The 12,851-nt window shown below is 63.3% G+C and carries 17 protein-coding genes and 1 tRNA gene; 10 read left to right on the top strand and 8 right to left on the bottom strand.

Going from position 1 to position 12,851, the window contains the following annotated elements; translation table 11 throughout:
* Positions 1-166 precede the first annotated feature (166 nt).
* The 5 genes from ACQKRQ_RS18100 to ACQKRQ_RS18080 all read left to right on the top strand — a co-directional run bounded on the left by ACQKRQ_RS18100 (position 167) and on the right by ACQKRQ_RS18080 (position 2,624).
* The gene (locus ACQKRQ_RS18100; RefSeq protein WP_132373772.1) at positions 167-343 is read left to right on the top strand and encodes a DUF1328 domain-containing protein; all 177 of its coding nucleotides are present in this window, start codon (positions 167-169) and stop codon (positions 341-343) included.
* A 110-nt stretch (positions 344-453) separates the two neighbouring features.
* The gene (locus ACQKRQ_RS18095; RefSeq protein WP_006052455.1) at positions 454-615 is read left to right on the top strand and encodes a DUF1328 domain-containing protein; all 162 of its coding nucleotides are present in this window, start codon (positions 454-456) and stop codon (positions 613-615) included.
* A gap of 100 nt (positions 616-715) precedes the next feature.
* A complete protein-coding gene (locus ACQKRQ_RS18090; RefSeq protein WP_132373773.1) occupies positions 716-1,288 on the top strand; it encodes a ferritin-like domain-containing protein in 573 nt (190 codons plus the stop codon).
* 254 nt (positions 1,289-1,542) lie between these two features.
* Positions 1,543-2,175 (top strand): response regulator, encoded by a 633-nt coding sequence (locus ACQKRQ_RS18085; RefSeq protein WP_132373774.1) that lies wholly within the window; start codon positions 1,543-1,545, stop codon positions 2,173-2,175.
* A gap of 20 nt (positions 2,176-2,195) precedes the next feature.
* Complete coding sequence (locus ACQKRQ_RS18080; RefSeq protein WP_132373775.1) at positions 2,196-2,624, top strand: response regulator; 429 nt, start codon at positions 2,196-2,198, stop codon at positions 2,622-2,624.
* Between the two features lie 21 nt (positions 2,625-2,645).
* Here ACQKRQ_RS18080 and ACQKRQ_RS18075 read toward each other — a convergent pair whose 3' ends face one another.
* A complete protein-coding gene (locus ACQKRQ_RS18075) occupies positions 2,646-3,845 on the bottom strand; it encodes an MFS transporter (protein WP_427478559.1) in 1,200 nt (399 codons plus the stop codon).
* Positions 3,846-4,058: 213 nt separating this feature from the next.
* Here ACQKRQ_RS18075 and ACQKRQ_RS18070 point away from each other — a divergent pair, with 213 nt between their 5' ends.
* On the top strand, positions 4,059-4,544 hold the full coding sequence (locus ACQKRQ_RS18070; RefSeq protein ID WP_427478557.1) for a DUF2569 domain-containing protein: 486 nt from the start codon (positions 4,059-4,061) through the stop codon (positions 4,542-4,544).
* A 10-nt stretch (positions 4,545-4,554) separates the two neighbouring features.
* On the opposite strand, the gene ACQKRQ_RS18065 is transcribed toward ACQKRQ_RS18070, so the two are convergent.
* The 6 genes from ACQKRQ_RS18065 to ACQKRQ_RS18040 all read right to left on the bottom strand — a co-directional run bounded on the left by ACQKRQ_RS18065 (position 4,555) and on the right by ACQKRQ_RS18040 (position 10,540).
* Positions 4,555-5,382 carry a phosphodiesterase gene (locus ACQKRQ_RS18065; RefSeq protein ID WP_427478555.1) on the bottom strand — a complete coding sequence of 276 codons (828 nt, stop codon included), beginning with the start codon at positions 5,380-5,382 and terminating at the stop codon, positions 4,555-4,557.
* 45 nt (positions 5,383-5,427) lie between these two features.
* The gene (locus tag ACQKRQ_RS18060; RefSeq protein ID WP_427478553.1) at positions 5,428-6,474 is read right to left on the bottom strand and encodes an ABC transporter ATP-binding protein; all 1,047 of its coding nucleotides are present in this window, start codon (positions 6,472-6,474) and stop codon (positions 5,428-5,430) included.
* The gene (locus ACQKRQ_RS18055) at positions 6,471-7,373 is read right to left on the bottom strand and encodes an ABC transporter permease (protein ID WP_427478551.1); all 903 of its coding nucleotides are present in this window, start codon (positions 7,371-7,373) and stop codon (positions 6,471-6,473) included. The genes ACQKRQ_RS18060 and ACQKRQ_RS18055 overlap by 4 nt, the downstream gene beginning before the upstream one ends.
* 44 nt (positions 7,374-7,417) lie before the next feature.
* Positions 7,418-8,242 carry an ABC transporter permease gene (locus tag ACQKRQ_RS18050; protein WP_408180121.1) on the bottom strand — a complete coding sequence of 275 codons (825 nt, stop codon included), beginning with the start codon at positions 8,240-8,242 and terminating at the stop codon, positions 7,418-7,420.
* Entirely contained in the window at positions 8,239-9,228 is a 990-nt protein-coding gene (locus ACQKRQ_RS18045) for an ABC transporter substrate-binding protein (RefSeq protein ID WP_427479251.1), read from the bottom strand. Before ACQKRQ_RS18045 ends, ACQKRQ_RS18050 begins: the two co-directional genes overlap by 4 nt.
* A 241-nt stretch (positions 9,229-9,469) precedes the next feature.
* Entirely contained in the window at positions 9,470-10,540 is a 1,071-nt protein-coding gene (locus ACQKRQ_RS18040; RefSeq protein ID WP_427478548.1) for a LacI family DNA-binding transcriptional regulator, read from the bottom strand.
* A 183-nt stretch (positions 10,541-10,723) separates the two neighbouring features.
* Here ACQKRQ_RS18040 and ACQKRQ_RS18035 point away from each other — a divergent pair.
* Positions 10,724-10,808, top strand: a tRNA-Leu gene (locus ACQKRQ_RS18035).
* A gap of 168 nt (positions 10,809-10,976) precedes the next feature.
* Here ACQKRQ_RS18035 and ACQKRQ_RS18030 read toward each other — a convergent pair.
* Complete coding sequence (locus ACQKRQ_RS18030) at positions 10,977-11,480, bottom strand: DUF1643 domain-containing protein (RefSeq protein WP_427478546.1); 504 nt, start codon at positions 11,478-11,480, stop codon at positions 10,977-10,979.
* A 77-nt stretch (positions 11,481-11,557) separates the two neighbouring features.
* Here ACQKRQ_RS18030 and ACQKRQ_RS18025 point away from each other — a divergent pair, with 77 nt between their 5' ends.
* From ACQKRQ_RS18025 to ACQKRQ_RS18015, 3 genes are all read left to right on the top strand, one after another.
* The gene (locus ACQKRQ_RS18025) at positions 11,558-11,866 is read left to right on the top strand and encodes a hypothetical protein (protein WP_132373785.1); all 309 of its coding nucleotides are present in this window, start codon (positions 11,558-11,560) and stop codon (positions 11,864-11,866) included.
* 81 nt (positions 11,867-11,947) lie between these two features.
* Positions 11,948-12,211, top strand: coding sequence for a hypothetical protein (locus ACQKRQ_RS18020; protein ID WP_427478543.1), 264 nt, complete (start codon positions 11,948-11,950; stop codon positions 12,209-12,211).
* The gene (locus ACQKRQ_RS18015; RefSeq protein WP_427478541.1) at positions 12,208-12,843 is read left to right on the top strand and encodes a hypothetical protein; all 636 of its coding nucleotides are present in this window, start codon (positions 12,208-12,210) and stop codon (positions 12,841-12,843) included. Before ACQKRQ_RS18020 ends, ACQKRQ_RS18015 begins: the two co-directional genes overlap by 4 nt.
* The last annotated feature ends 8 nt before the right edge of the window (positions 12,844-12,851 follow it).

Below are 12,851 nucleotides of genomic sequence, written 5' to 3'. Positions count from 1 at the left end.
CGCAGCACGCGGGGGGTGGTGTGGTGGACACGCTCACCGTAATGCTGCCGTAATCCAATGTAAGCGGATTCTCACACGAAAACCGGCGTGCGTCGGAATGCGCCTCGCGTCGCTGATCGATAGGATGGACCTGATCGTTCAATCAATGTTTCGGGAGGAAGCCATCATGCTGAAATGGGCGTTGTTCTTCGCCGTCATCGCGGTGATCGCCGGTCTTCTCGGCTTTACCGGTGTCGCGGCGGGCGCGGCGGCGATCGCGAAGTTCCTGTTCATCGTGTTTGTGATTCTGTGCGTGGTGTTCCTCGTGCTGGGGTTCGTGGTGACGAAAAAGATCGTTGATTAGCGCTGCTCAAATGAGGCAGTCGCGAACCGCGCCTTCGAAGCTTCGAGAACGGTTCGCCAGTCGACGTCGTACGCCAATGCCACGCAGATACAACAAGAAGGAGAGTCGCCATGCTTCACTATGCCATTGTCTTTTTCGTGATTGCGATCATCGCCGCCGTGTTCGGCTTTACCGGCATTGCGGCGGGTGCGGCCGAAATTGCAAAGATCCTGTTCTACATTTTCCTCGTCGTATTCGTGGTCACGCTGCTGCTTGGCGTATTCCGAACGTAGACGGGTGGTCATTCGCAGCAATGATCCCTTGTGCCGGCGCATCAGGCGCGATTCGTGCGTGATGCGCAGTTCCCCCAATACCGGATAAAGGAGAAATTCAATGTCGAAATCACCTGGCGCCCAGGGCGCGGCATCTCAATCTCGCGATCCGTTCGTGATGGACCTTAAAAAGATCCGCGAAGACGCACGCAAGCACATGTCTGACGGTCCGGTCACGCAAACCTATGGCGCGGATCGCGAGACGGTGCTGAAGCTGTGCAACGACGCTCTGGCCACCGAAATCGTCTGCGTGCTGCGCTACAAGCGGCACCACTTCATGGCGAAGGGCATCAATTCCGAGGCCGTGGCGGCGGAGTTCGCCCAACATGCCGCAGAGGAACAGCAACACGCCGACAGCATTGCCGAGCGGATCGTGCAACTCGGCGGCGAGCCGGATTTCGCGCCGGACGGTTTGAAGACGCGCTCGCATTCGGAATACAAGGAAGGCGACAATCTCACGGACATGATCAAGGAGAACCTGATCGCCGAGCGGATTGCGATTGACACGTACCGCGAGATCATTCGCTATCTCGGCGAGAAGGACGTGACCACGCGTCGTATGTTCGAAGATATTCTCGCCGTCGAAGAAGAGCATGCCGACGATATGGCGGATTTGCTGGCTGGCCGTGAGTAAGCGGCGGCGCAAAAAAACGTAGAAGCGAAGACCCTACAGAAGGACCGTAACAAAACGGCGAGCGGCGGCTCCGTGCTTCACTGCCCGCTTAGCCGGTTCAGGCAGCGCGGCGGACGGCGCAGCGGGCGCGGGTGGGTCTGGAAGTTTCCCGCGCCGGCATGCGCCGCCCGGTTTTCCGGATCCGGCAGACGCCATGCCGGAGATCATTACAATGTCTGCTTTGGAGCGATTCCATTGCACGGACACCTAAACCGATGATTCGAGTGTTGATAGCTGACGACCATGCGATCGTCCGAGGTGGCTTCAAACAGTTCGTCGCTGACGAGCCGGATATGTGCGTCGCGGCCGAAGCGGCCACCGGCGACGAAACCATCAGCCTCGTGCGCGAACAGGCCTTCGACGTGGTGCTGCTCGACATCGCGATGCCGGACAAGAACGGCATCGACACCTTGCGCGTGATCAAGCAGGTGCGCCCTGAACAGGGTGTGCTGATTCTGTCGGGCTACCCGGAGAGTCAGTACGCGATCAATCTGCTGCGCGCGGGCGCGAATGGTTATCTGAACAAGGACTGCGAGCCCGAGGAGATCGTGCGGGCGATTCGCGCGGTGGCGCGCGGGCATCGCTATCTCTCCGAGGCGGTCGCCGACACGCTCGCCGACAATCTCGACAAGCCGGCCGCGGGGCGTCCGCACGAAGCGCTCTCCGAGCGCGAATTCCAGATTTTCTGCAAGCTCGCGGCGGGGCAGATTCCCACCGAGATCGCGGAGGAATTGCATTTGTCCGTGAAGACGGTGAGCACTTACCGGGCTCGCGTGCTGGAGAAAATGCGGTTGGCGAACAATGCCGATCTGACTTATTACGCGATCAAGAATGGCTTGATCGAATAATGGACGATCGAGATATTCCGATGAACAGCGAATCGAACCCTGTTGCCGAGTCAGCCCAACACACGCCGTTGCGTGTGTTGCTGATCGAGGATTCGCCGCTGATCCGCAGAAGTCTCGTGGAAACAATCGACGCCTCCGGCCTGCTGAAAGTCGCCGCATACGCGGATTCCGCGGATCAGGCTATCGCCCTGTTGAGCGACGAATCTTTCGACGCGGTGATCGTCGACTTGCAGTTGAAGCAGGGCTCGGGCGTGCCGGTCCTCGCTTACTTGCAGCGTGAAGGATTGATCGACAAGGTGTTCGCCGCGGTGCTGACCAATCACGCGTTGCCCGCGTATCGTGAGCGCTGTGAGCAATATGGCGTGCGCCACTTTTACGACAAGTCGTTCGAATTCGACCGCGTAATCGACGCGTTGCACGAATACGCGTCCGCGCGAAGCAGCAAATAAGCGCTTCGCGCAACTGCCGCGTTAGCTGCTCGCCCGCGCGGGAAACGCCAGATGATTCCACGCCGAGAGCCCCGCGAATACGATCCCGGCCACACTCACTCCGATCCATCCAAACGCCGGCCAGACCGCTGCGCCGACGGCGGAGCCGAGTGCTCCGCCAATGAAATACGCCACCATGTACACCGTGTTCACGCGGCTGCGCGCGTCCGGCTTGAGTGCGTAGATGCGCGACTGATTGGAAATCTGCGCGGCCTGCACGCCGATATCGAGAATGATCACGCCGACCACGAGGCCCGCAATGCTCGTCGCCGATGCGCCGAATACGACGAACGAAATCGCCACCAGCACGATCGAAAGAGTGATGATCGCGCGCGGTCCGCGTCGATCGGAAAACTTGCCGGCGAGCGGGGCGGCCATCGCGCCGGCCGCGCCGACGATGCCGAATAGCCCGGCCGCCTGCGGCCCGAGATGAAACGGCGCGCCCGCCAATAGCAAGGCCAGCACCGACCAGAAGATGCTGAACGCCGCGAACAGGCCCGCGCCGGTGAGCGAAGCTTCGCGCAACTCGCGAAGCTCGACGATCAGATGCCACATCGAGACCAGCAGCTTGCCGTAGGGCAGCGTCGAGGTCGGCTGGCTTTTCGGCAGACGCGCCATGATGACGGCCGCGAGCACCAGCAACGCGACCACGGACGCGCCGAAGACCGCCCGCCAACCGAAATATTCGGCAATCACACCCGAGGCCGTCCGCGCCAGCAAGATCCCCAGCAGCAAACCGCTCATCACCATGCCGACCGCGTGGCCGCGTTCGGACGGCGGCGCGATTTCCGCCGCGAACGGCACCGCTTGCTGCGCGATGGTGGCGAGCACGCCGATCGCCAGACTCGCGACGATCAGCACGGTCAGCGTCGGCGCCGCGGCTGCCACGACCAGCGCGACGCAAATGGCGGCGATCTGCAACAGGATCAGACGGCGCCGGTCGAAACGGTCGCCGAGCGGCGCAAGCAGCAGCATGCCGGCCGCGTAGCCGAGCTGCGTGACGGCCGGCACCGCGCCGACCCACGACGCGCTGCGCGGGAATGATTGGCGGAAGTCGTCGAGCAGCGGCTGGTTGTAATAGATGTTCGCAACCGAGACACCGGCAATGGTGGCGAGCAGAAACAGCAGGCCGCGCAACGACCGGTCGGCGGAAGCGGGAGTGGACGCGTTGGAAGTGGACATGAGAGGGGACAGTCGACGGACCGGCCCATGCGCGGTCCTCAAGCGTGCCGATCATACCGGAGCACGGCGGATCGTGCTGACGGCGGCGGGCGGAGCGACAAGGCGGACACTGATCGCTTGAGATTGCCTTGCCGACAAAATGAGATGGTCGTTCGGCTTTCGTTCGTAGAATCGGCGCGCCTTTAACCGACCGACGACTACTAGAACGACTCCATGACCTCGATCACGAAACACGAACCTCGACGCATCGGCGGCTCGCTGCTCGTCGCCCTGATTTGCCTCGCGGCGTGGGTGCTCCATACGGCGATCGCGATGCGCAACCCGCTCAAACTCATGCTCGAATGGGAAGTGCTGGCCGTGTTCGCGCGGCCCGAAACGCACGGCTGGTATCGCACCGTGATCGCGATGGTGGGCTGCGACGTGCTCACGGGCGTGTTCGTCGTCGCGGGCATCGGCTGGCTGGCGCTGCTTGCGTGGCGCAAGTCGGCGCGTTTTACCGTGCATATCCAGGCGTGGCTGCTGGCGATTGTCGTGTTGCGCACCGGCGCATATCTGCTAGGCGATTACATGACGCACGCAATCGGCATCGACATCGCCATTCCATACGACGGCTTCATTCAGGCTCTCGTGGCGGCCGCGCTCGGGATTCCGTATTTCAGGTCGTCCCGGCGCGTGCATGAGACGTTTATCGGCGCGTGAGCCGTGCGCGTCAATCGATCAGATCGCCCTCCGGCTCGTAGAACGGATACGGGCCATCGGCTTTTTCCACATACGCGTGGTGCGTGACAATGCCGGTCGCCGGATCGTAGCGATGCAGCGCGTACGCAGGCGGTTCCATCATGAACGCCGACGGCGCATCCTCGCGCAGATCGAGCGCGACCTGATGCGCGGGCGCCGGCACCGCGGACGCGATCGTGCCGCCGAAACGCACGAACATCGGCCGGTGCACATGCCCGCAGATCACCCGCTCCACGTTCGGATAACGGGCGATCAACGCCGCGAGTTTTTCGGCGGCGGCGGGATCGAGCCGCAGGTCGTCCATATGGCCGATACCGCACACGAACGGTGGATGATGCAATGCGATCACCGTCGGTTTGCCTTGGGCCGCATCGAGTTGCGTGGCGAGCCACGCAAGCCGCGCGTCGCACAGCGTGCCGGCGCTTTGGCCCGGCACCATCGAATCGAGCGCGATGATTCGCAGCGGGCCGACATCGACCGCGTATTGCACGAACTCGCCGCCGCTCGCCAATTCCTTGCGATCGGGAAACGCGGCGCGCAGCGCAGCGCGTTCGTCGTGATTGCCGACCAGCATGAAGTAGGGGATCTCCAGCGGCGCGAGCAAGGTTTTGAGGTGCTCGTACTGTTCCGGATCACCTTGATCGACGAGGTCGCCGGTCATGATCACCGCGTCGGGACGCGGTTCGAGCGCATTGAGGGCGGCGACGCAGCGCGCGAGATAGGCGCCGGTGTCGACGCGGCGGTAAGCAAGCGCACCGGGCCGTTTGATATGCAGGTCGCTAATTTGAGCCAGCAGCATGGGGATGTCCTTGTTATAGCGCGCTATTAGAACAGCGCGGCGTCATTACGATAGCGCAATCAGCGCGTCCTGCGCGATGGAGATGCCGACCGGCGTGCCGCGCGCCAATTCCACGCGACCGGCCACGTCGATCAGCAACGCATCCGGCGCGGCGCCGCCGACCGTCAGACGCGTGCGTTCGCCGAGAAACGCGGTGCTTTCGATGTGGCCGCGCAATTGCGCATGAGCCGGATCGGCAAGATAAGCGTCTTCCGGGCGGAAGAAAATCTCGTGCGCGGAGTTCGCATGCGCCGAGCCCGCGGGCAGCGGCACGGCGCCGCCGGTGGTCGTCAGCATGCCGTCGCGCCGCTCGCCCGCAAGCCGGTTGATCGTGCCGACGAACTGCGCGACCGTCCGGTTGGCGGGGCGGTAGTAGATCTCACGCGGCGAGCCGATCTGCTCGATGCGCCCCGCGCTCATCACGACGATGCGGTCGCCCAGTTCCATCGCTTCGGCCTGATCGTGCGTGACATAGACGGTCGTGATGCCCAACTCGCGCAGCAGCGTGTTCATCTCGCTGCGCAAGGCGTCGCGCAAACGGGCGTCGAGCGCCGTCAAAGGTTCGTCGAGCAGCAGCACGCGCGGCTGCACGGCGAGCGCGCGAGCGAGCGCCACACGCTGACGCTGGCCGCCGGAAAGCTGATCGATCGGTTTGTCGGCGTGAGCGGTGAGACGCATCATGCCGAGCAATTCGTCGACGCGTTGCCGCGCCGTCTCAGCGGGCACGCGTTTGATCTTCAAACCGTAGCTGATGTTGCCGCGTACCGTCAGATTCGGAAACAGCGCGTAGCTCTGGAACACCATGCCGACCTGGCGCTTTTCGATCGGCAGGGCAGTGACGTCGTCCTCGCCGAACGCGATGCGGCCGCCGGCATCCGGTGTTTCCAGACCCGCGATCATGCGCAGCGTCGTGGTCTTGCCGCAGCCTGACGGGCCAAGTAGCACGAGCGTTTCGCCGGCGTCGATATGCAGGTCGAGCGGTTCGAGCACGCGCGTGCCGCGAAACGTTTTGGCGCACTGCGTCAGCGTGATGGGAACGGAAGCGAGTTTCATGGCGTGATGGACTTCGAAGGAGATGCAGCGGCGCGTTTTTTCGCCGCGCTGCGCTGGCCGGTCGCATCGACGCCGAGCCATTGCATGGCGACGAGCAGAGGCATCGTCATGATGAAAAACAGAATCGTATAGGCGCTGCCGATCTCGATGCGCAACGACGCGTAGGTGTCGGCGAGACCGACCGGCAGCGTCTTGGTGTCTGGCGTGTGCAGCATCCACGTGAGGTTGAACTCGCCGATCGAAAGCGTCAGCACCGCCAGCGCGCCGGCCACGATGCCGGGCCGCGCGTTCGGCAGCACGATCGTCACGAAGCGCTGCAGGAAGCTCGCGCCGAGACTCGCCGCGCCTTCCTCGAGCGTGCGCAGATCGCTGCTCGCGCACACCGCGGCGACTGCCCGCACCATGAACGGCAGTGTAAACACCACATGCCCGACGACGATGAACGCCACGCTCATGCGGAACATCGTGAAGCCGCCGTAGACCACCAGCAGTGCGAGCGCGGACGCGAGCCCGGGCAGCGCGATCGGCAGCACCAGAAACTCTTCGATGATGCGCGAGAGCCGCGTCTTGCTGCGCGCGAGCACGTAGCCCGCGGGCACGCCGGTCAGCAGCGTGATGAGCAGAGTCGCCGCGGCCACTTCGAGCGAGAGAAACACCGAGTCGTGATACTGCGTCCACACTTCGCCGAGCCAGCGCAGCGTAAGTCCGCTGGAGACGCCCTTGAAGTAGTTGACGGTCAGGCCCGCCATGATCGACATGGCGACCGGCACGATCAGGAACGCGCACAGCAGCAGCGTGACGGCCCATTGACCGGCTGCGAGCCACGTCCTCGTATCCCACATCCGCAAGCGTGAGCGCGGCTTGGTGGACGGTTGCAGAGAGGCGGTGACGGAATTCATCGGAGCGTTATCCGGTTGCGAAACCTCAGGTTTTGAAACGCCGCTCATGCGCTTGCCGCCACGGCCGAACCGCTCACGCTGCGCGCCAACGCCAGCACGGCCCACGTCACGATGCCGAGCACGATGGAGAGGCCCGCGGCCGTCACCATGTTCGCGTTGAGGGTGAACTCGGTGTAGATGGTCATTGGCAGCACGTCGATGTCGGTGGCGAGCGTGAAGGCGGTGCCGAACGCGCCCATCGCGGTGGCGAAGCACACCGCGCCCGCCGCGATCAGCCCGGGCGAGAGCGCCGGCAACACGATGTCGCGCGTGATACGCCACGGCGACGCGCCGAGTGAACGCGCGGCTTCTTCGAGCGACGCGTCGAGCTTGGTCGCCGAGGCCATCACGGTGACGATCACGCGCGGAATGGAGAAGTACAGGTAGCCGAGAAAGAGGCCGCTCATCGAATACGCGAACACCCAGCGGTCGCCCGTGAGTTTGAGCGAGAGCGCGCCGATCAGCCCCTGGCGTCCCGCCAGCATGATGACCATGAAGCCGACCACCACGCCGGGAAACGCCAGCGGAAACGTGAGCAACGCAAGCAGCGTGCGTTTCAGCGGAAACTCGCGCCGCGCCAGCAGCAGACCCGCGATCACCGAGAGCACCAGCGTCGCCGCCGTGACCGCCGCGGACAACAGTACGGTCGCGCCGAGGCTCGACATGTAGCGCGGATTCATCAGCATCGCGCGATAGGTGGCGAACGCGTGGCCGTCGCCGCTCAGCTGCGCGAGCGCGCCCATGGGCAACAGCCAGAAGGCGATGAACACCGCCAGCGCCGGCGCGATCAACGCGATGCGCCAGCGCAGCGGGAACGTGACGTCGTTCAATGCATCACCTGCAGATAACGCTCGCCGAAGCTCGACTGCTTCTCGGCCATCTTGCCGAAGTCCACCGGTTTGGCGCGCGCATAGTCGCTGGCCGGCAGGAATTTCGCGGCGGTTTCCGGGCTCATCGCGTTCGCGCGCACCGGACGCAGATAGGCTTCGGCCCACAGTTTCTGGCCTTCGTCGGAGAGCACGAAGTCGAGCACCTTCTTGCCGTTCGCTTCGTGCGGCGCACCCTTCACGAGACTCATCACGTACGGCACTGAGATCGTGCCTTCCTTCGGAATCACGAATTCGACATTCGCGTGATCCTTGTACTTTGCGCGATAGGCGTCGAAATCGTAGTCGAGCAGGATCGGAATTTCACCGGACATGACGCGCGCATAGGCGGTCTGCTTCGGCACGATCGGCGCGTTGGCCTTCAGCTTGCGAAACCAGTCGAGGCCCGGCTCGAAGTTATCGAGCGTGCCGCCGAGCGCCTGATTCACCGCCACCGCGCCCGCATAGCCGACGAACGCGCTCGACGGATCGAGGTAGCCGATCATGCCTTTGTACTCAGGCTTGAGCAGGTCGGCCCAGGAGCGCGGCACGGGCTTGCCTTCGAGCGCGTCCTTGTTGACGAAAAAGCCCAGCGTGCCCGAGTGAATCGAGAACCAGTAGCCTTGCGGGTCTTTCATGTTGGCGGGAATGTCGTCCCAATGCGCGGGCTTGTACGGCTGGATCACGCCCTTGTCCTTCGCCTGGAAGGCCGACGAGACGCCGAGATACACGACGTCGGCAACCGGGCTCTTCTGCTCGGCCATCAGCTGCGCGATCGACTGGCCTGAGTTCTTGTTGTCGAACGGCACGCGAATGCCGGTCTTTTGCTGAATCGCCTTGATCTGGCTCGCCCAGTCAGCCCATTCGGGCGGGCAGTTGTAGCAGATCGCGGTTTCGTCGGCGCGGGCGGCTTGCGGTGCGATTGCGGCGAGCGCGGCGGCGACCATCATGCCAGCCGACAGCGCGGCAGCCGTGGAGCGCGCGAGGCGGCGCCAGAGCGGTTTGATTGGCGAAGCGAATGGTTTGGAAGTGCGGATCACTGCGGGTCTCCAGGAGAACAAGCGAGCGGGTGGTTCGGGTTTTGGGGTGGGTGACTCAAAGTCGTCTTGCGGGGCAGCGTGTTAAACGTTTTCATATCGGCACGCGTTGGTGCATAGCACGCGCGTTAGCCAATGGCGCTTGTGCGGCGCTTCAGGCGAACGGCCGCTCGGCGGATGTTGATGCACGCACAGGCATTGCGTCGTTGCGGTTCGAAATCGCCGCGATGGTGGCGCCTTGGCGCAAGCTGTGCGGCAAGGTCAGCGTGAGCGACGTTTCATTCAAGGCTTCGTAAGTGCCGGTGACGCGCGCCAGCAAACGCTGCCAGGCCGCGCAGCCGATTTCGCGATTCGGCGCGCAGATGCTGGCGAGCGCTGGCGACAGCAACTCGCCCATGGCGAGGCCATCGAAGCCGAGAATCGACATGTCGTGGGGAATCTGCAGACGTGCGCGGCGCAGGCCGCGCATGACCACCATCGCCAGCAGGTCGTTGCTGCAGAAGAGGGCGCTGGGGCGGTTTGGGCCGCTCGTCAGATGGGCGAGCACCGAGGGCGACAGCTCCTCGGCGTTGAAATCGACCTCGAGCGCGGGCGCCGGCGTGAGGCCGGCTTGCTGCATCGCCTGTGAATAGCCGAGATGCCGCTGATGGGCGCGATCGGACGCGGCCAGCGTGCCGGCCAGCATGAGGATGCGGCGATGGCCGTGGGCGATCAGCATGCGCACGCCGTCGTAGGCGGCCAAACGATTGTCGACCGAGACCGACGGACGACGCACGGTGTCGTTATGCATCAGCACGTAGAGCAGTCCCGCGCGATCGAGTTCGTCGAGCAGCGGGTGCGTGTCGGCATCGGCGACCGTCAGGATCAGGCCTTCCACGCGGTGTTCGCGCAGCGTTTCGATGGCGTGGCGTTCGCGGTCGGCGTCGTACTGCGTGGTCATCAGCATGAGCCGGTAGCCTTGCGCCGAGGCGAGTTCGTCGATGCCTTGCAGGCACTCGGCGAACACCGGATTGGCGAGCGTCGGCAGGATCACGCCGATCAGGCGCGTGCGTTCGCCGCGCAATTGCCGCCCGAGCGGGCTGGGGCGGAAGTTCAGGGCGTCGATGGACTGACGCACCTTATCGAGCGTGACCGGGTTGACGGTGTGTGGCGCGTTGATTGCGCGCGACACCGTGGCGATGGAGAAGCCGGCGTGGGCAGCGACATCTTTGATCGTAGGGATCATGGGTTTGCGCTCGGGTTGTAAACGTTTTCGTGAGCGGATTATCGGGAAGGTTTGTGACTTACGGATGACGCCGGTATTTGCCGATGCGGCTTGTGGAATGGAAGTGTGCGGGGCGGCGCCTGGGCGGTTTGGTACGCCCGGCGGGCAATGGTAGAATTCGCGTCCACACGCGGTTCGACCCCTGCCGGGGTGATGAAATTGGTAAACATAGCGGACTTAAAATCCGCCGCCTAACGGCTTGCCGGTTCAAGTCCGGTCCCCGGCACCAGCAGTCCCCGCAAGGGTTTCGGCCTGTTTGTGGCTTGGCCACAAATCCTTAGGGTGTGAGTTTTTTTGCCTTAGGCCGGATTCCAGGGCATTACCTGTATCCATTCGCTGTGCTGTACCACTGTCTGGCGGAAAAGACCACGTCGCGCGATCAGCCGCCGGAGACGGGCTAGGTTCTAGTTTCCTGCCATTGCTGCGGACTCCATTCGGTCAGCGGCTGATCGGCACGCACGTAGAGCGGGTGGCGCGGCGAGCCGTTCTTCGTCGTGCCAAGACACCACAGGCGCGCGCCGGCATCACGCATGATGCTGACGACACAAGCGGCCCGCTCGGGCCTGGCATTCGAGCCCCATGCGCAAACCACGTCGCCGTACTCGCGGGCAAAGGTCCACAGGCAGTCGTCGTTGTCGGGGCCGACCGGATCAGGATGGGACCAAAGGGCGGCCGGATCTGTCGAGCGCAGCGCGTACAGGTTGGCGACTGCCAGGCCATTGCAATCCCAGAGCTTTGCGAAGCCGCGGCATCGGCGAATGGTCGGATCGTCGAGTTGCGCATCAGCGGTGCTCGGATTGAGCATCACGAACAGCGCGGTCGATTTCTCGGGCGACAACGATCCGGCGGCACGCATCAGCCAATAGCGATAGGTGCCGCACGAGCTGATAAAGGCGTCCACGATTCCACCTCCTGATCCACCGCAAAAGATGCGGCGCATAATGACGAAATCCATTTGTCAGGGTGATGGAGGTAAATGTGACTACTTTTGCTATCGATGCCATTCGCATCAACCCGGCCAGCGACAGGATCACCCACGTGCGCTGGGCTCCCGTCGACCCGTCGACGCGTGACTGGTTATCCCCCACGTCGATTGTCGAGGTGGCCGAAGTCGTTGCCGCGATCCGCCGGGGAGACGCTGTTTGGTCCCTTTTTACGCTCGGCGGCACTCGGTTTCTGGGGCCGAAAATTGTGCCCGTCTCCCACACCGACGGCCGCGATGGGATCGACACTGACGTCCCCGGCGATCATGTCGAAAAATGCATCGACGACCTGCCGCACGTTTGACCGCCTAGCTTAGGCAATCGACGATCAGCGTGCGCATTGCAGGAGCGCTTTGCTGCAATGGCCCGTTTCCGGGAGGCTCTGATGCGAGCCTCACTGTTCGATTTCGGTGACATTGATGCGATCACCTATATCGTGCAGGTGTCGTGGCTGGCTGAACGCATGCATACGCGCATTGACCTCGGGCATCCGCAGCCTTGGGGCGAGGACAGCAATGCCGTGATCCAAAGGGCGCTCGTGAGGGGCCCATTCGGATACGGCGCAAGCATCCGACAACGTGCGCTGCTGACGACGTCTACCAACCTGCGTTTCCCACCAGAACAACCCAACTCCATCGGAGAAAAATGATGGGCAGTGAAAAATCGAAGCGCGCACGCCGCGCCGCCGAAAGCCTCTTCGGGGATTTGCCGACCAGCAGCAACACCACGGCCAGCCGGCCCTCGAATCCCTTCGGCAACGACCCCTTCGACAATCCCGCCAGCGCGACGCCGGCAGGGAACGAACTCGTCGTGCTGCCGGCCCAGTTCGAACTGCCGCCCGGCTATGAAGACGCGGCGGCCATGCGCGATGCGCTCGCCCGCATCTGGCGCATGGACTGGATCAAGGTCGGGAAAGACGAATGCGTGGTCAGACTGCCAGTGGGTTGGCGCGCGGACAAATCGGTGGACGGTGTTCTGCGAATCGAATCGGCGGGCGTCGTTCGTGCGCAGGGCCGCATCGTGGAGGGCGCCGCATTGCAGATCCTTCCGCGCTACTACCTGAAGGCGGAATTCCACGAGGCGAACGACCACTGCCGGATCGTCGTGCGGGATCGCGGACGTAACAACAGCGTCCTGAAGGATTCGTTCTGGGATACGCGCAGCGGCCCGAACCATCCTCAGTGGAAGATCCTGTCCGACTGGCTGGACAAGGAATACCCGGATCATCGCGATCCGCTTCGGTATTGGGAAGATTGCGAAGACAATCGCCGCGGTGTTTGAGTAGGTGC

Source organism: Paraburkholderia sp. NPDC080076 (assembly GCF_050281145.1).
Classification (GTDB): Bacteria; Pseudomonadota; Gammaproteobacteria; order Burkholderiales; family Burkholderiaceae; genus Paraburkholderia.
Note: the sequence above shows the minus strand (reverse complement) of the source record. Positions and strands in the feature narration are given on the sequence as shown.